Genomic DNA, 16,746 nt, shown 5'->3' with positions numbered 1-16,746 from the left:
GTGCCCGAATCGGGCCGGGCCCGCGATGTGACAAACACCGCAGGCCCGGGAAACGATCGTCGGACGGGTGCGCGCCGGCCGTCGACCGGCCGGGTGTCGGTCAGCCGGCGGTACGGGCCACCCCGACCGGGCAGCTCAGCCCGTTCGGGCCGTGGTTGCAGTAGCCGTTCGGGTTCTTCGTCGGGGCCAGGTACTGCTGGTGGTAGTCCTCGGCGAAGAAGTAGTCGCCCAGGGGCGCGATCTCCGTGGTGATCTCACCCTTGCCGGCCCGCGCCACGATCGGCGCGAACGCGTCCCGGGACGCCTGTGCGGTGGCCAACTGCTCGTCCGTGGTGGTGTAGATCGTCGAGCGGTACTGGCTGCCGACGTCGTTGCCCTGGCGCAGGCCCTGGGTCGGGTCGTGGTTCTCCCAGAACACCTTGAGCAGGTCCTCGTAGCCGATCACAGCGGGGTCGTAGACCACCTGGACCACCTCGGCGTGCCCGGTCATCCCCGAACACACCTCCTCGTACGTCGGGTTGGCGGTGTAGCCGCCCGCGTAACCGGCCGACGTGGTGAGCACGCCCGGCAGGGTCCAGAACAGCCGCTCGGCCCCCCAGAAACAACCCATGCCGAAGACGGCGACCTGGGCCCCCTCCGGGAACGGGCCCTTCAGCGACGACGGCAGGATCTCGTGCCGGTCACCGATCGGCATCGCGATCGGGCGGCCGGGCAGGGCCTGGTCGGGGCTGATCATCTCGGCCTTCATGCGGCGAAGGAACACGGTGGAACTCCTCTCGTACCTCTCCCCGCATGCAACATCGGCGGGCCCGGCTTCCTTACCCGCTCAGCTGCGCCTCTCGCCCGCTCCGGCAGCCGAATCCCGGCCGGACCCGGGGCGGTCAGGAGGGAGGGCGGTGGTGATGCGGGTGGCGTAGGAGTCGGCCTCGGCATCGTCGGCGTAGCGGGTGCGCGGCCAGAAGAAGCCGCGCAGGCCGTCGCCCTTGGTTCTCGGCACCACGTGGGCGTGCAGGTGGGCGACCGACTGGGACACCTTGTTGTTCATCGCCACGAACGTCCCACCGGCCCCCAGGCCGGACTCCACGGCCACCGCCAGGCGCTGCACCAGCCCGAAGTAGCCGGGCAGGGCCGCCGCCGGCAGGTCGGTCAGGGTGACCAGATGGTCCCGGGGCACCACCAGGACGTGCCCCTTGAAGACCGGTCGGGTGTCGAGGAACGCCACCCCGTCCGGCTCGTCGGCCACCCGGAACGCCGGCACCTCCCCGCCCACGATCCCGCAGAACACGCACCCGCCCATCGGCGCAGCCTACTGCCGCCCCCGCGCCTGCGGTCAGCCCTCACGTCGCCCCGCCCCGCCTCCCTGATCGTCTACGGCCGGTGCGGGTTCTGTCCGGCCGGCCCGTGCGGCCGACTAACGTCTGCGGGATGAGTCACGGCTTCGAGACGCTCGCCATCCACGCCGGCCAGGACCCGGAGACCCGGACCGGCGCGGTGATCCCACCGATCTACCAGACCAGCACGTACGCCCAGGAGGCCGTCGGTGCGCCCCGGCAGGGCTACGAGTACAGCCGCTCCGGCAACCCCACCCGGGACGCGCTCCAGGAGTGCCTGGCCGCGCTGGAGGGTGGGCGGGTCGGTCTCGCCTTCGCCAGCGGTCTGGCCGCCGAGGACGCCCTGCTGCGTGCCGTCTGCCGACCCGGTGACCACGTGGTGATCCCGGACGACGCGTACGGCGGCACCTACCGGCTCTTCGCCCGGGTCGCGGAGCGCTGGGGGCTGGAGTACAGCCCGGCGAAGGTCTCCGACGTCGACGCGGTCCGGGCCGCGATCCGCCCCAACACGAAGATCGTCTGGATCGAGACGCCGACCAACCCGCTGCTCGGGATCGCCGACATCGCCACCCTGGCCGGGGTCGCGCACGACGCCGGGGCGCTGCTGGTGGTCGACAACACCTTCGCCTCGCCGTACCTTCAGCAGCCGCTCGCGCACGGCGCGGACGTGGTGGTGCACTCCACCACCAAGTACGTCGGCGGGCACTCCGACGTGGTCGGCGGCGCGCTGGTGGTGGCCGACACCGCGCTCGGCGACGAACTGCGCTACCACCAGAACGCCATGGGCGCGATCAACGGACCGTTCGATGCCTGGCTCACCCTGCGCGGCCTCAAGACCCTCGGGGTACGGATGGACCGGCACTGCGACAACGCCGAGCGGATCGCGGCCTTCCTGGACGGCAACGCGAAGATCGCCCAGGTCATCTACCCGGGCCTGCCGTCACACCCCGGGCACGAGGTGGCGGCCAAGCAGATGCGTCGGTTCGGCGGCATGATCTCCTTCCGTGCCGCCGGTGGCGAGGAGCACGCCGTCGAGATCTGCAACCGGGCGCGGCTGTTCGTCCTCGCCGAGTCGCTCGGCGGGGTGGAGTCCCTGATCGAGCACCCGGGCCGGATGACACACGCAAGTGCTGCCGGCTCGCCGCTTGAAGTTCCCGGCGATCTCGTGCGACTGTCTGTCGGCATCGAGACGGTCGACGACCTACTCGCCGATCTGGAGCAGGCGCTGGGCTGACCGCGGGCTGGGGAGAGGTGGCCGTGCAGGACATCATGCCGACCTGGGTGGGGGCGACCGCCAAGCAGATCGCCCGGGGCGTACGCCGGGGCGACGTCTCCGCCACCCAGGTCGTCGCCGACCACCTGGACCACATCGGCCGGGTCGACGCCGACCTCGCCGCGTTCCGTGCGGTACGCGGCGGGGAGGCGATCACCGAGGCGGAGAAGGTCGACGAGCAGGAGGAACTGGCGAACCTTCCGCTCGCCGGGGTGCCGGTCGCGGTCAAGGAGAACACCCCGGTCGCCGGGCTCCCCACCTGGAACGGCTCGGCCGCCGCGCGTACCCCGGTGGCGGAGGCCGACCACGAGGTGGTGCGCCGGTTGCGCGGCGCGGGCGCGGTGATCCTCGGGGTGAGCCGGATGCCGGAACTGGGGCTCTGGGCGATCACCGACGACGCGTCCGCCGTCACCCGCAACCCGTGGGACGTCCGGCGTACCCCCGGGGGGTCGTCCGGTGGGGCCGCCGCCGCGGTCGCGGCCGGCCTGGTGCCGATCGCGCACGGCAACGACGGGCTCGGTTCGATCCGTATCCCGGCGGCCTGCTGCGGCCTGGTCGGGCTCAAGCCGGGCCGGGGCGTGGTCCCGTGCCAGCTCGGCGCGGAGGACTGGTTCGGGCTGACCGAGCACGGCATGCTCACCACCACGGTCGCCGACGCCGCCGTCGGGTTCCAGGTGCTCGCCGGGCGTCGCCCCGACAAGCTGGTCCCGCCGCAGCGACTGCGGGTCGGCGTGTCGCTCCGCTCGCCGGTGCGCGGCGTGTCGCCGGACGCGCCCAACCGGGACGCGGTGGCCGCCGCCGCCCGGTTGCTGGCCGCCGCCGGGCACGACACCGTGCCCGCCGACCCGGTCTACCCGACCGCGCTCGGCCTCCAGGGCATCGCCACCTGGTTCGCCGCCGCCGCGGCCGACGTGCGGGCCGCCGGCATCGACCGGCGCAGCCTGCAACGGCGTAGCCGCCGGCACGTCGCGCTGGGCGAGTGGGCGCAGCGCCGGGGATACGTGCGGGAGGCCGACCGGGCCGCCTGGCGGGAGCGGTCCATCGGCTTCTTCACCGACCACGCGGTCGACCTGCTGCTCACCCCGGCGCTGGCCGGGCCGCCGCCGGAGGCCACCGCCTGGTCCGGCCGTTCCTGGCTGGCGAACATGAAGACCAACATCCGGTACGCCCCGTACGCCGCGCCGTGGAACGTCGCCGGCCTGCCGTCGATCGTGGTGCCGGTGGGCCGCCGCCCGGACGGTCTACCGGTCGCCGCGCAGCTGATCGGTCCGCCCGGCTCGGAGCTGCTGCTGCTCGGTGTCGCCGGGCAGTTCGAGCTGCAGGCCCCGTGGGCCCGGCACGCCCCCGGCTATCCACGGGTCGGCACGGGCTCGCCGGCCGTCGCCTGACACCCGCCCGCCTCATCGGTCCTGCCGGGACGGGGGCACGGCCGATTCCAGCGGTCGGTGAGCGGGTCGTCGCCACAGGTGGCGGGCGACGTCGCCGCTGGTGGGGCCACGGTCGGGTGGCACGATCGGGGCATGACGGAACTGGTCGACCTCGCCGACGTACGGGCCGCGCGGGAGTTGCTCGCCGGGGTCACCCGGACGACCCCGCTGGAGCCCTCCCGGCCGTTGAGCGCGGCGCTGGCCGGGCCGGTGTGGCTCAAGTGCGAGAACCTGCAGCGCGCCGGTTCGTACAAGGTGCGTGGCGCGTACGTGCGGATCTCCCGGTTGTCGGCGCGGGAGCGGGCCCTGGGCGTGGTCGCGGCCAGCGCCGGCAACCACGCCCAGGGGGTCGCGCTCGCCGCCGGTCTGGTCGGCACCCACGCCACCGTCTTCATGCCGGTGAACGCGCCTCTGCCGAAGGTGGCCGCCACCAAGGGGTACGGCGCGCGGATCGAGCTGATCGGCAACACCGTCGACGAGTCGTTGGTGGCCGCGCAGACCTTCGCCGAGCGCACCGGCGCGGTGTTCATCCACCCGTTCGACCATCCGGACGTCATCGCCGGCCAGGGCACCGTCGCGCTGGAGATCCTCGAACAGTGCCCCGAGGTGGAGACGATCATCACGGGGGTCGGTGGTGGCGGCCTGATCTCCGGGATGGCGGTGGTCGCGAAGGCGCTGCGGCCCGACGTCCGGATCATCGGCGTCCAGGCGGCCAGCGCCGCCGCGTTCCCGCCCTCGCTGGCCGCCGGTGAACCGGTCCGGCTGCCGACGTTCGCCACGATCGCCGACGGCATCGCGGTCGGCCGGCCGGGGGATATCACCTTCACCCATGTCCGCAAGCTGGTCGACGAGATGGTCACCGTCGCCGAGGAGGACATCTCCCGGGCCTTGCTGATGTTGCTGGAGCGGGGCAAGCAGGTGGTCGAGCCGGCCGGTGCGGTCGGGGTGGCCGCGCTGCTCGCCGGTGCCGTGCAGGTGCGGACCCCGACGGTGGCGGTGCTTTCCGGCGGCAACATCGACCCGCTGCTGATGATGCGGGTGATCGAGCACGGCCTCGCCGCCGCCGGCCGCTATCTGCGGGTCACCGTGCGCTGCTCGGACCGGCCCGGTCAGCTCGCCTCGCTGCTCACCGAGATCGCCGAGCACCGGGCGAACGTGGTCGACGTGGAGCATCAGCGGGCCAACCCGCACCTGCGTCTCGGCGAGGTGGAGGTGGCGTTGTCGGTGGAGACCCGGGGCGTCGAGCATTCCGACACCCTGATCAGTGCCCTGCGGGCCAGCGGTTACCAGGTGGCCATCACGGCCGAGGGGTGACACCCGCCCCGGCTGCCACGCTCGGCGCGTACGCGAGGGTCGTGCGACGGTCCGGGTGTTCTCCCACCTCGGCGCGTACGCGAGGGTCGCCGCCGGGTCACGTGGACCCGGCGGCGACGCGGCTCAGCCGGAGAAAGGCTCGATGTTGACGATCGTCACCTGGATGTTCGCGCCGCTGGGGGCGGTGTAGGTGCAGGCCTGGCCTGGCCGGCCGCCCAGGATGGCCTTGCCGAGCGCGGACTCCGGGCTGTAGACCGTCAGGTCGGTGGTGGCGGCGATCTCCCGCGACCCGAGCAGGAACGTCTCGGTGTCGTCCTTGTCGTCGTCGAAGTAGATCGTCACGACCATGCCCGGCGCCACCGCGTCGGCGGTCGGCGCCTCACCGACCTGGGCGGTACGCAGCAGCTCCTTGAGGTAGAGGATCCGGCCCTCGGCCTTGCCCTGCTCCTCGCGGGCGGCGTGGTAGCCACCGTTCTCCCGCAGGTCGCCCTCTTCCCGCCGGGCGTTGATCTCGGCGGCGATGACCGGCCGGTTGGCGATCAGCTCGTCGAGCTCGGCCTGGAGGCGGTCGTGCGCGTCCTGGGACAGCCAGGTGGCGGGCGCCTTGTTGTCATTGATGGACACAGGCGTACTCCTCGGATGTGCGGACTGGCTGACAGGTGACTTACCAACCTACCAGTGGCGCGCCCGTGGGGAAGCCGTCGATCACTCGGTCGGGGGACGACGACGGCTACCGCTCCGCCCGCCGCTCCAGCCGTCCGACCGGGCCGGCGGCAGCCCGGCCTGGAGGGCGGCATCGGCTCAAGCTGCCGGGCGGTTCCGGCCCAGCCTGGAGAACGGTGGGCGGCCCCGTCGGGCGGTATCGGATCAGCCTGCGGGACGGCAGCGGACGACCTCACCGATGAACGGGCGCTCGGTGGTGGTGACCCGGTGCCGGGTGGTGACGTGCCGCTGGCCGGGGGCCGCGGTCACCGTGACCTCCTCGTGGCCCACCTCGGCACCGTCGTGCGAGCGGGCCCGGACCAGACACACCGCCGAGCCGCCCTCGGGCACGGTCACCCGGAAGTCGACCTGTACGCCGGTGTCGCTGATCCCGGTGTAGGTGATCACCTCGGGCTTGTACTCCGGGTCGCCGTAGCGCTGGTAGAGCTGCATCGCGACCAGGACCAACCCGGCGAGCAGGGCGGCCACCAGCAGCCAGCGGAGCAGCGGTCGGCGGCGTTCGGGCTCCCGCCGGCGTCCGTACCGGCCGGGCGGGAACACCGGCGCGGCCGAGGGGATTGTGGCGTGCGTCTCGGTCACCGGCGGGTATCTCCTGGCGTTGTTGTCGGCGGCATCGGCAAGAATGACAGGGTCCATCTTCCCAGCTCGGGGCCGAGCCCGGAATGGCAGGTCGGCAGCCGCGCCGATCGGCCACCGCGGCAGGTCAGGCGAGCGGCCCGGACCGGGCCGCCGGCGGGCACAGACGAGGAGCGCCCACGTTGGCAGAGAAGCTGCGTCTCATGGCCGTGCACGCACACCCGGACGACGAGTCCAGCAAGGGCGCCGCCACCATGGCGAAGTACGTCGCCGAGGGGGTGGACGTGCTGGTCGTGACGTGCACCGGGGGTGAACGGGGCAGCGTGCTCAACCCCAAGCTGGACCGCCCCGACGTGTGGGCCAACATCGGGGAGATCCGGCGGGCCGAGATGGACGCCGCGCGGGCGATCCTCGGTGTCGAGCAGGCCTGGCTGGGCTTCGTCGACTCGGGCCTGCCCGAGGGCGACCCGCTGCCGCCGCTGCCCGAGGGGTGCTTCGCCCTCCAGGACCTCGACGTGGCGGCCGGGCCGTTGGTGAAGCTGATGCGGGAGTTCCGCCCGCACGTGGTCACCACCTACGACGAGGAGGGCGGCTACCCGCACCCCGACCACATCATGTGCCACAAGGTCAGCGTGGCCGCGTTCGAGGCGGCGGGCGACCCGACCCGCTACCCGGAGCTGGGTGCCCCCTGGCAGCCGCTGAAGCTCTACTACGACATCGGCTTCTCGAAGGGCAAGTTCCTGGCGCTGCACGAGGGCATGCTGGCGGCTGGCCTCGAATCGCCGTACGAGGAGTGGCTCAAGCGTTGGGACGAGCGGCCGGACAAGGGCCCGCGGATCACCACCCGGGTGGAGTGCGCGGAGTACTTCCCGGTCCGCGACGACGCGCTACGCGCCCACGCCACCCAGGTCGACCCGGACGGCTTCTGGTTCCACGTGCCGATGGAGCTGCAGCAGCGCGTCTGGCCGACGGAGGATTTCCAGCTCGCCCGCTCGACGGTCGACTCCCCGCTGCCGGAATCCGACCTGTTCGCCGGGGTACGGGAAGCCGCCCCTGCCAGGTGACCTGCCGCCGGAGCTACGCTGAGACTCCACCGCACATCGGAGAAATACCATGCTGAACGCTGTCCAGGTGCTCGCGGAGAACAACTTCGGGGACACCCGCACGGGCGGCCTGGCCGGGCCGATGGGCCTCTTCCTCATCGTGCTCCTCGGCACCGCCACCGTCCTGCTGATCCGCAACATGAACTCCCGGCTGCGCCGGCTGCCCGAGCGGTTTCCCCAGCAGGGCGGTCCGGCCGACGATCGGACCGATTCGTCGGCCACCGGTCCGTCGGACGGGACACCCGGGCAGGAATCACGTACGAACCTGCCCAGCGGCCACCAGCAGCCTTGAATGGGTAGCCGGCGCGTGAATCACGCCGATCCGGGTCGTCGCCCCCTGTTGCGGTCACCCGGATTGGCTTAGCCTTCCGCCGGGGGACGAATGTCCCTGAGCCGTGCGCGGGAGGAGGTGCCATGACCGTCGCAGCCGCGTCCGTCCGTCGCGCCACCGACGGGCCCGCGGACGGAGCCGAGCGGTGACCTCCGGCAGGGCTGGCGCGTCCGACGGCGGGCCGAAGCCTCCGGACACTCCGCTGGGGGTACGCCTCCTCACCGCCGCCGTGACGTTGACCGCGTTGGTCGCGGTGGTGATCGGCCTGCGCCTACCGACCGCACTACCGCCCGACGACCCGCTCCCGGCGGTGGCCCGGTTCGGTATCGCCGTCGCCGTGTTCGCCCTGGCCCAACTCGCCCGGCTGAGGTTCCGCACCGCCACCGGCATGGTGAGCATCACCTGGGGCGAGGCCGCTCTGATCGTCTGCCTCTATCTGGCCCCGGCCGGCTGGTTACCGGCCGCCGCGCTGCTCGGCACCGGCGCGGCCTGGACGACCATGTCGCTGGCCGCCGACCGCCGTACCCCGGTGGAGCTGTTGCGGATCGCCACCTCGCTGACGGCGGCCACCGCGCTCGCCGTCGCCGTCGCCACCGTGCTCGGTGAGCCGCTGCTGGCCGGCCCCACCCCGGCGCTCGCCCCCGCCCTCGTCGTCGGCGCGGTCACCTACCTGCTCGTCTCCGCCGGGCTGGGCGGGGTCACCCTGGCCCTGCGGCACGGTGTGGCGGTCGGCCCGCCGCTGCTCGTCGCGTTGCGCGGCAAGTTGTTGATGTTCGTCGGCAACGTGGCGGTCGGCCTGGTGGTGGTGGCGTTGCTGGAGATCGACCCCCGCTGGTTGCTGCTGCTCCCCCCGCTGCTCTGGCTGCTCCAGCAGACCTATCGGCACCGGCTCCGCGCCGATCAGGAACAGCGCACCTGGCGTGCGTTCGCCGAGGCGACCGCCGCCCTCAACCAGCTCGACGAGCGTGGGGTGGCCACGGCTGCGGTGACCGGCGCGTTGACCCTGTTCGGCGCCGAGCTGGTGGAGGTCGACGTGGCCCGGGGCGACGGCCGGTGGCGGCGCTACCGGGGGGACGCCTCGGGCCAGGTGCGGGACCGGGAGGCCGGGCCACCCGGTGGGGCTGCCCCGGACGCCCACGAACTGGCCCGGCCGCTCGTCGTCGGCGACGTCCAGGTCGGACAGTTGCGGGTCCGGTTCCCCTCCTCCGGGCCGCCGAACGACCGGGAGCGGGACGCGCTGGCGGCCTACTCCGACGCGCTGGCCGCCGCCCTGCACGACGCGGCGACGCATCGGGAGTTGCGGCTGGTCAGCGCCCGCTCGTCGTACGACGCGGTGCACGACGCGCTGACCGGGCTGGTCAACCGGACGGCCATGCTGAGCAAGGGCGACCAGGCGTTGCGGCAGCTCGCCCACGACCGTCCGGTGGCCCTGCTGCTGCTCGACATCGACCAGTTCAAGGAGGTCAACGACACCCTCGGGCACGCCGCCGGCGACCAGCTGCTGCGGCTCACCGGCAACCGGCTGGGCACCCTGGCCCGCCCCGGTGACCTGCTCGCCCGGCTCGGCGGCGACGAGTTCGCCCTGCTGCTGACGTCGGTCCCGGTGATCGGCGACCGGGCCGCCCCGATGGCGTACGCGCTGCGGCAGGCGCGGGAGATCGCCGAGCGGCTGGCCGCACCGACCGAGGTGGCCGGGGTACGGATGTCGGTCGAGGTCTCGGTGGGCGTGGTGGTGGCCGGTGCGGGAACCGCGGACCTGACCGAGCTGCTGCGCCGGGCCGACATCGCGATGTACCAGGCGAAGGAGGGCGGCGGCAGCGTCGCCGCGTACGACAGCACCCGGGACGCCGCCAGCACCGACCAGTTGGCGCTGCTGGCCGAGTTGCGGGAGGCGTTGCAGGCCGACGACCAGCTGGTGCTGGCCCTGCAACCGGCGGTCGACCTGGCCACCGGCGCGCCGACCGGGGTGGAGGCGTTGATCCGCTGGCGGCATCCCCGACGGGGCTGGCTCGGCCCGGCCGACTTCATCCGCCCGGTGGAGAACAGCGAGCAGCTCGGCACCTTCACCCGGTACGTGCTGGACAAGGCGCTCTCGGTGGCCGCCGGATGGGCGCGGGACGGGCTGGACGTGCCGATCTCGGTGAACCTGTCGGCACGCAGCCTGCTCGACCCCCGGCTGCCGGCGGAGATCGCCGACGCGCTGCGCCGACACCAGGTACCGGCCCACCGGCTGGTCCTGGAGATCACCGAGACGGTGGTGATGAGCGAGCTGGAGGTGATCGACGAGGTGCTGGCCACCCTGCGGGGGATGGGTGTGCAGCTCGCGGTCGACGACTTCGGCACCGGGTTCTCGTCGCTGGCGTTCGTGACCCGGATCGCGGTGGACGAGTTGAAGGTGGACCGGTCCTTCGTGATCCGGATGGCCGACTCGCCGGAGGCGGCGGCGATCGTCCGGGCGACGGTCGGTCTCGCCCACGAGTTGGGGTTGCGGGTGGTCGCCGAGGGCGTCGAGACGGCCGAGCAGCGGACCGCGTTGGCCGAGCTGGGCTGCACCGCCGCCCAGGGCTACCACTTCTTCAAGCCGATGCCCGCCGACAAGATCGGCGCGGTCCTCGGCTCCCTCCGCGACTCCGCCGAATCAAACGTCTTCCCCCTCCGCGCCGACGGCGCCTCCTGACTCGGAAGTAGACCTACTTCCTCCCGATCAGGGCCGCTCCGCTACGCGAAGCGGCCACAACCAACCCCACCACAAGACGAGCCCGCCCCCCGCCCCGCCCCACCGCCCACCGCCCCCCCCGCCCCGCCGCCCCCCGCCCCACCCGCCCGTGCGGTGCCCCGCCGCCCCTCTCCGTCGATCATGGAGTTGTGGTGCCCCGGAAATGCCCCGAAACGACATAAAGCGACCACCATAACTCCAAGATCGACGGTGGGGTGGGTGGGTGGGTGGGTGGGAGGGGAAGAGGAGGGAGGGGAAGAGGAGGGGTGGGGTGTTAGGCGAGTGCGCGGGGCTGGACGGCTTCCACGCTGGACGGGTCAGCCCCGGGGGAGGACCTCGCCGACGACCGACGGCATCGCGGCCCAGTCGGCGGACGCCACGCTGGCGTGCGCGGCGGCGAGCTGGGCGAGGCGGGCGCGGGCGGCCACCGGGTCGGTGTCGCCGACCGGCGGGGAGACGTTCTGCGCGTCGGTCATCACCAGCAGGTAGTGGTTGGTGTCGTACCAGGAGGTGTCGATTCCGCCGGTGACGTACGCGTTCGCGTCGCCGTCGAAGAGGACGAACCAGGGGCGCAGGGTGGTGTCGGCGTACCGGCTGCGCGGGTCACCGGCCTGGGCCCGGTGCACCGCCGGGAACGCCTGCGCCTGGCCGAGGGTGCCGGCCGCCGCCAGGCCGACGAGGTGCTGGGCGTACTCGATGTCGGTCCACAGGGTGTCGGTGGGGTTGCCCTCCTCGACGGTGCCGGGGATCAGCTCCACGATCACCTTCCCGGCGAGCTGCCCCCGGGTCGGCCAGGCGTTCGCGCGGGCGGCGGCGTCCAGGGTGGCGTAGCCGCCGCGCAGGTCGGCCGGGCGGAACACCCGACTGCCGAGCCGGGCGGCGAGCACGGCGTCGAGCTCGACCGGTCCCTGCCCGGTACGGCTGCTGAAGCCGGTCTTCAGCTCCAGTTTGAGCTGGAGCGGCGCGGCGTCGGGGTGGGCGTCGAACCAGAGCCGGATGTTGTCGAGGCAGTTGTCCAGGTTCTTGTTCCGGGTACCGGTGTAGAGCTGCGCGGGGGTGGTGGCGGCGACGCAGTTGTTGTCGTTGCCCAGCGGGTTGGAGTGGCTGACCCGCCACTGCTTGGTGATGATGTCCGGCCAGACGTCCAGCTCGATCAGGCCGGGCCGGGCGTCGAGCGCCTGCGCCAGATAGGTGTACGTCCCGCGTTCGTACGTGTTGTGCGTGCCGACCACGGTGGTCGCCGAGACCCGGGTGCCGGGGTCCACCGCGGCCGACGCGGGCGCGGCGGTGCTGAACACCGCCGCGACCACCGCGACCGACGTGAGCGCTGACAGGAGACGGGAACCGCGCATGGGGGACCTCCTCGCCGGGCCGGTGCCGATCACCGACCCCGAACAGATCAAAGTCGATGAATGTGAACGGGGGAAGACCCGGTTTCGGCGGGACGGTTGCCCCGACGGGTGCGCACGGGGCTGGATAGGGTCGTCGGGTGAACCGACTCGCCCAGGCCACCTCGCCGTACCTGCTTCAGCACGCCGACAACCCGGTCGACTGGTGGCCGTGGTGCGACGAGGCGTTCGCCGAGGCGAAACGGCGGGACGTGCCGGTGCTCATCTCGGTCGGCTACGCCGCCTGCCACTGGTGCCACGTGATGGCCCACGAGTCGTTCGAGGACGCGCAGGTCGGCGCGCTGGTCAACGCCGGCTTCGTGGCGATCAAGGTGGACCGCGAGGAGCGGCCCGACGTCGACGCCGTCTACATGACCGCCACCCAGGCGATGACCGGCCAGGGCGGCTGGCCGATGACGGTCTTCGCCACCCCCGACGGCACCCCGTTCTTCTGCGGCACCTACTTCCCGAAGCCCAACTTCGTCCGGTTGCTGGAATCGGTCGGCACCGCGTGGCGGGAGCAGCGGGAGGCCGTACTGCGGCAGGGTGCCGCGGTGGTCGAGGCGATCGGCGGCGCCCAGGCCGTCGGCGGCCCGACCGCCCCGCTCACCGCCGCACTGCTCGACGCCGCCGCCGCCCAACTCGCCACCGAGTACGACGAGACGAACGGCGGCTTCGGCGGCGCACCGAAGTTCCCGCCGCACATGAACCTGCTCTTCCTGCTCCGGCACCACCAACGGACCGGTTCGGCGGAGAGCCTGGAGATCGTCCGGCACACCGCCGAGGCGATGGCCCGGGGCGGCCTCCACGACCAGCTCGCCGGCGGGTTCGCCCGCTACTCGGTGGACGCCCACTGGACGGTGCCGCACTTCGAGAAGATGCTCTACGACAACGCCCTGCTGCTGCGGGTCTACACCCAGCTCTGGCGGCTCACCGGCGACCGGCTGGCCCGCCGGGTGGCCCGGGACACCGCCCGGTTCCTCGCCGACGAGCTGCACCGGCCCGGGGACGGCTTCGCCTCCGCGCTCGACGCCGACACCGACGGGGTGGAGGGTCTCACCTACGCCTGGACCCCGGCCCAACTCGTCGAGGCGCTCGGCGAGGAGGACGGCCGGTGGGCCGCCGACCTGTTCGACGTCACCGAGACCGGAACTTTTGAGTCCGGCACGAGCGTGCTGCGGCTGGCCCGGGACGTCGACGACGCCGACCCGGAGATCCGGGCCCGCTGGCGGGGTGTGGTGGGCCGGCTGCTGGCCGCCCGGGACACCCGCCCCCAGCCGGCCCGCGACGACAAGGTGGTGGCCGCCTGGAACGGCCTGGCGATCACCGCGCTCGTCGAGTTCCTCCAGGTCGCCGCGTGGTACGCGAACCCCGACGACGAGGACGCCAACCTGATGGACGGCGTCGCCATCGTCGCCGACGGGGCGTTGCGGGACGCCGCCGAACACCTGGCCACCGTGCACCTGGTCGACGGTCGGCTGCGGCGGGCCTCCCGGGACAGGGTGGTCGGCGAGCCGGCCGGGGTGCTGGAGGACTACGGCTGCGTGGCCGAGGCGTTCTGTGCGTTGCACCAACTCACCGGCGAGGGCCGTTGGCTGGAGCTGGCCGGCGGCCTGCTGGACGTCGCGCTGGCCCGGTTCGCCGCCCCGGACGGCGGTTTCTACGACACCGCCGACGACGCGGAACGGCTGATCGCCCGGCCGGCCGACCCGACCGACAACGCCACCCCGTCCGGCCGGTCGGCGATCGTGGCGGCGCTGACCGCGTACGCGGCGCTGACCGGTGAGACCCGCTACCGGGAGGTGGCCGAGGCGGCCCTGTCGACCGTCGCGCCGATCGTCGGCCGGCACGCCCGGTTCACCGGGTACGCGGCCGGCACCGGCGAGGCGCTGCTCTCCGGGCCGTACGAGATCGCGGTGGTCACCGACGACCCGGCCGGAGACCCGCTGGTCGCCGCCGCCCACCGGCACGCCCCACCCGGCGCGGTGGTGGTGGCCGGCCGCCCGGACCAGCCCGGCGTGCCGCTGCTGGCCGCCCGGCCGTGGGTCGACGGGCGGCCCACCGCGTACGTCTGCCGGGGTTTCGTCTGCCAGCGGCCGGTGACCTCGGTCGAGGAGCTGGTCGCCCAGCTCCGCTGAGTCGGCCCGGGGTGGCCGGCTGCCGGTCCGGGTGGCTGCCAGCCCGGGCGGGTGGCCCTCGGGCCGGGCGGGTGGCCCTCGGGCCGGGCGGCGAACGGCCCCGGATAGGCTGGCGGCGCTATGGACTCCCGTACCGGTCTGCCCGTCGTCGGCATGGTGGGTGGCGGCCAACTGGCCCGGATGACCCACCAGGCCGCTATCGCCCTCGGCCAGTCACTGCGCGTGCTGGCGCTCGCCCCCGACGACGGCGCCGCGCTCGTCGCCGCCGACGTACAGTACGGCGACCACACCGACGTCGCCGCGCTGCGGACCTTCGCCAAAGGCTGCGACGTGGTCACCTTCGACCACGAGCACGTCCCGACGGAGCACATCCGCACCCTCGCCGCCGAGGGGGTGAAGCTCTTCCCGCCCGCCGACGCGCTGCTGCACGCCCAGGACAAGCGGGTCATGCGCGAGCGGCTCGGCGCGCTGGGCGCTCCCAACCCCGCGTGGCGGCCGGTGAGCATCCCGGCGGACCTGCTCGCCTTCGGCGCGGAGCAGGGCTGGCCGGTGGTGCTCAAGGCGGCCCGGGGCGGCTACGACGGGCGCGGCGTGTGGCTGGTCGACGATGCCGGGCAGGCCGCCGAGCTGGCCGCCACCCTGCTCGCCGGCGGCACCTCGCTGATCGTCGAGGAGCGGGTCGCGTTGCGCCGGGAGCTGGCCGTACAGGTGGCCCGCTCGCCGTTCGGGCAGGTCGCCGCGTACCCGGTGGTGGAGACGGTGCAACGGGACGGGATCTGCGTCGAGGTCCTCGCCCCCGCGCCCGACCTGCCGGAGGAGTTGGCCGTCGCCGCCCAGCAACTCGCCATCGACCTGGCCACCGCGCTGGACGTGGTCGGCCTGCTGGCGGTGGAGCTGTTCCAGACCGACGCCGGTCTGGTCGTCAACGAGCTGGCGATGCGTCCGCACAACTCCGGGCACTGGACCATCGAGGGGGCCCGTACCTCCCAGTTCGAGCAGCACCTGCGGGCGGTGCTCGACTACCCGATGGGGGACACCTCGCTCACCGCCCCGGTCGTGGTGATGGCGAACGTGCTCGGTGGTGAGCCGGGCGGGATCTCCATCGACGAGCGGCTGCACCACCTGTTCGCCGCCGAGCCGGGCGCGAAGGTCCACCTGTACGGCAAGCAGGTGCGACCCGGCCGCAAGATCGGGCACGTCACGGTGCTTGGCGACGACCTGGACGACGTACGGGCGCGCGCCGCGCGGGCCGCCCGCTGGCTGCGGGAGGGGCACGAGTGAGCACCGTCGGGCTGATCATGGGCAGCGACTCGGACTGGCCGGTGATGAAGGCCGCCGCCGAGACGCTCGACGAGTTCGAGGTGCCGTACGAGGTGGCGGTGATCTCCGCGCACCGCACCCCGGTCAAGATGATCGAGTACGGCCGCGACGCCGTCGACCGGGGGCTCAAGGTGATCATCGCCGGGGCGGGTGGCGCTGCCGCGCTGCCGGGCATGGTCGCCTCGGTCACCCCGCTGCCGGTGATCGGCGTACCGGTCCCGCTGAAGCACCTGGACGGAATGGACTCGCTGCTGTCCATCGTGCAGATGCCGGCCGGGATTCCGGTGGCCACCGTGTCGATCGGCAACGCCCGCAACGCCGGCCTGCTCGCGGTGCGCATCCTGGCCGCCGCCGATCCGGCGCTGCTCAAGCGGATGACCACCTTCCAGGCCGCCCTGGAAGACCTGGTCGCCGAGAAGGACGCCGCTCTCCGCGCCTCCCTGACCTGATCCGTCCCACTCCGCCCCGCCGTTTCGCGCCTCCCTGCCCAGCTGCCCTCCCGGCCGGCGACGGGATGCCCGGCGCAGACGCTGTCGGTCGTCGGCATGGCGGCTGGCCCCCCTCGGGGCCCGACGCCTGAGCGTGGCCCTTCCGCACGCCTGAGCGTGGCCCTTCCGCACGCCTGAGCGTGGCCCTTCCGCACGCCTGAGCGTGGGTCCCGCACGCCTGAGCGGGCGATCCCGCATCCGTCACTGACGGTGATCAAGCAGGGCTGTCACCCTGCGTCACCACGCCGGCGGGCACCGCATCCCCCGTTCGTTCGCTTTGCTCTGCTGCCCTAGCGGCGACAGCTCGCTGAGCAGGGAATGGGCGATGAGTGTTGATCGCCTCAGCTTGAAGAGTGATCACCTGGGGTAACTGTCGCCGATAAGGCGGCAGAGCAAAGCGGGCGGGAGTGGTAGTTACTGCTTCGCCAAGGGGTTGCGGAAGGTAACGATCAACGTGCGGCTGGCACCGAGTGCGATCCGACCCGCCGGGCCGCAGATGGGAGGACCGGCCCGCCCGGCTCGCGCCCGCCCGGCTCGCGCCCGCCCGGCTCGCGCCCGCCCGGCTCGCGCCCGCCCGGCTCGCGCCCGCCCGGCTCGCGCCCGCCCGGCTCGCGCCCG

General features: G+C 73.2%; 14 protein-coding genes. 9 read left to right on the top strand and 5 right to left on the bottom strand.

What is annotated here, in order from left to right:
* Positions 1-100: 100 nt before the first annotated feature.
* Positions 101-763: a peptide-methionine (S)-S-oxide reductase MsrA gene (gene msrA / locus ACIG87_RS17670; RefSeq protein ID WP_396851576.1), complete on the bottom strand. Its 663-nt coding sequence runs from the start codon at positions 761-763 to the stop codon at positions 101-103.
* A 63-nt stretch (positions 764-826) separates the two neighbouring features.
* Positions 827-1,297 (bottom strand): HIT family protein, encoded by a 471-nt coding sequence (locus tag ACIG87_RS17665; RefSeq protein WP_396851575.1) that lies wholly within the window; start codon positions 1,295-1,297, stop codon positions 827-829.
* Between the two features lie 128 nt (positions 1,298-1,425).
* Here ACIG87_RS17665 and ACIG87_RS17660 point away from each other — a divergent pair, with 128 nt between their 5' ends.
* The 3 genes from ACIG87_RS17660 (at position 1,426) to ilvA (ending at position 5,345) form a co-directional block, all read left to right on the top strand.
* Positions 1,426-2,565, top strand: a complete 1,140-nt coding sequence (locus ACIG87_RS17660; RefSeq protein WP_396851574.1) for a cystathionine gamma-synthase — start codon at positions 1,426-1,428, stop codon at positions 2,563-2,565.
* A gap of 17 nt (positions 2,566-2,582) precedes the next feature.
* On the top strand, positions 2,583-3,992 hold the full coding sequence (locus ACIG87_RS17655) for an amidase (protein ID WP_396851573.1): 1,410 nt from the start codon (positions 2,583-2,585) through the stop codon (positions 3,990-3,992).
* 132 nt (positions 3,993-4,124) lie between these two features.
* Complete coding sequence (gene ilvA, locus ACIG87_RS17650; RefSeq protein WP_396851572.1) at positions 4,125-5,345, top strand: threonine ammonia-lyase; 1,221 nt, start codon at positions 4,125-4,127, stop codon at positions 5,343-5,345.
* 123 nt (positions 5,346-5,468) lie between these two features.
* Here the strand turns inward: ilvA and greA are convergent, their stop codons facing one another.
* A complete protein-coding gene (greA, locus tag ACIG87_RS17645; protein ID WP_396851571.1) occupies positions 5,469-5,969 on the bottom strand; it encodes a transcription elongation factor GreA in 501 nt (166 codons plus the stop codon).
* A 243-nt stretch (positions 5,970-6,212) separates the two neighbouring features.
* Entirely contained in the window at positions 6,213-6,647 is a 435-nt protein-coding gene (locus ACIG87_RS17640; protein WP_396851813.1) for a DUF4307 domain-containing protein, read from the bottom strand.
* Between the two features lie 179 nt (positions 6,648-6,826).
* Here ACIG87_RS17640 and mca point away from each other — a divergent pair, with 179 nt between their 5' ends.
* From mca to ACIG87_RS17625, 3 genes are all read left to right on the top strand, one after another.
* Positions 6,827-7,708, top strand: a complete 882-nt coding sequence (gene mca / locus ACIG87_RS17635) for a mycothiol conjugate amidase Mca (RefSeq protein ID WP_396851570.1) — start codon at positions 6,827-6,829, stop codon at positions 7,706-7,708.
* Between the two features lie 49 nt (positions 7,709-7,757).
* Entirely contained in the window at positions 7,758-8,039 is a 282-nt protein-coding gene (locus tag ACIG87_RS17630) for a hypothetical protein (protein WP_396851569.1), read from the top strand.
* A 184-nt stretch (positions 8,040-8,223) separates the two neighbouring features.
* Positions 8,224-10,755 (top strand): putative bifunctional diguanylate cyclase/phosphodiesterase, encoded by a 2,532-nt coding sequence (locus ACIG87_RS17625; protein WP_396851568.1) that lies wholly within the window; start codon positions 8,224-8,226, stop codon positions 10,753-10,755.
* Positions 10,756-11,111: 356 nt separating this feature from the next.
* Here ACIG87_RS17625 and ACIG87_RS17620 read toward each other — a convergent pair whose 3' ends face one another.
* Positions 11,112-12,146: a phosphatidylinositol-specific phospholipase C domain-containing protein gene (locus ACIG87_RS17620; RefSeq protein WP_396851567.1), complete on the bottom strand. Its 1,035-nt coding sequence runs from the start codon at positions 12,144-12,146 to the stop codon at positions 11,112-11,114.
* A 137-nt stretch (positions 12,147-12,283) separates the two neighbouring features.
* Here ACIG87_RS17620 and ACIG87_RS17615 point away from each other — a divergent pair, with 137 nt between their 5' ends.
* The 3 genes from ACIG87_RS17615 to purE all read left to right on the top strand — a co-directional run bounded on the left by ACIG87_RS17615 (position 12,284) and on the right by purE (position 16,089).
* Entirely contained in the window at positions 12,284-14,320 is a 2,037-nt protein-coding gene (locus tag ACIG87_RS17615) for a thioredoxin domain-containing protein (protein ID WP_396851566.1), read from the top strand.
* A 120-nt stretch (positions 14,321-14,440) separates the two neighbouring features.
* Complete coding sequence (locus ACIG87_RS17610; RefSeq protein WP_396851565.1) at positions 14,441-15,601, top strand: 5-(carboxyamino)imidazole ribonucleotide synthase; 1,161 nt, start codon at positions 14,441-14,443, stop codon at positions 15,599-15,601.
* Positions 15,598-16,089, top strand: a complete 492-nt coding sequence (purE, locus tag ACIG87_RS17605) for a 5-(carboxyamino)imidazole ribonucleotide mutase (RefSeq protein ID WP_396851564.1) — start codon at positions 15,598-15,600, stop codon at positions 16,087-16,089. The genes ACIG87_RS17610 and purE overlap by 4 nt, the downstream gene beginning before the upstream one ends.
* Positions 16,090-16,746 lie beyond the last annotated feature (657 nt).

Origin of the sequence: Micromonospora sp. NPDC051925, from assembly GCF_044548625.1 — a bacterium.
Lineage (GTDB): Bacteria > Actinomycetota > Actinomycetes > Mycobacteriales > Micromonosporaceae > Micromonospora.
The sequence above is the reverse complement of the archived record's forward strand: the minus strand, read 5'-3'. Positions and strand labels throughout refer to the sequence as shown.

Coding starts and splice junctions, on each gene's coding strand:
- ACIG87_RS17630 (WP_396851569.1), top strand. CDS start 7,758: ATGCTGAACGCTGTCCAGGTGCTCGCGGAGAACAACTTCGGGGACACC.
- ACIG87_RS17610 (WP_396851565.1), top strand. CDS start 14,441: ATGGACTCCCGTACCGGTCTGCCCGTCGTCGGCATGGTGGGTGGCGGC.
- ACIG87_RS17660 (WP_396851574.1), top strand. CDS start 1,426: ATGAGTCACGGCTTCGAGACGCTCGCCATCCACGCCGGCCAGGACCCG.
- ACIG87_RS17620 (WP_396851567.1), bottom strand. CDS start 12,146: ATGCGCGGTTCCCGTCTCCTGTCAGCGCTCACGTCGGTCGCGGTGGTC.
- ACIG87_RS17665 (WP_396851575.1), bottom strand. CDS start 1,297: ATGGGCGGGTGCGTGTTCTGCGGGATCGTGGGCGGGGAGGTGCCGGCG.
- ilvA (WP_396851572.1), top strand. CDS start 4,125: ATGACGGAACTGGTCGACCTCGCCGACGTACGGGCCGCGCGGGAGTTG.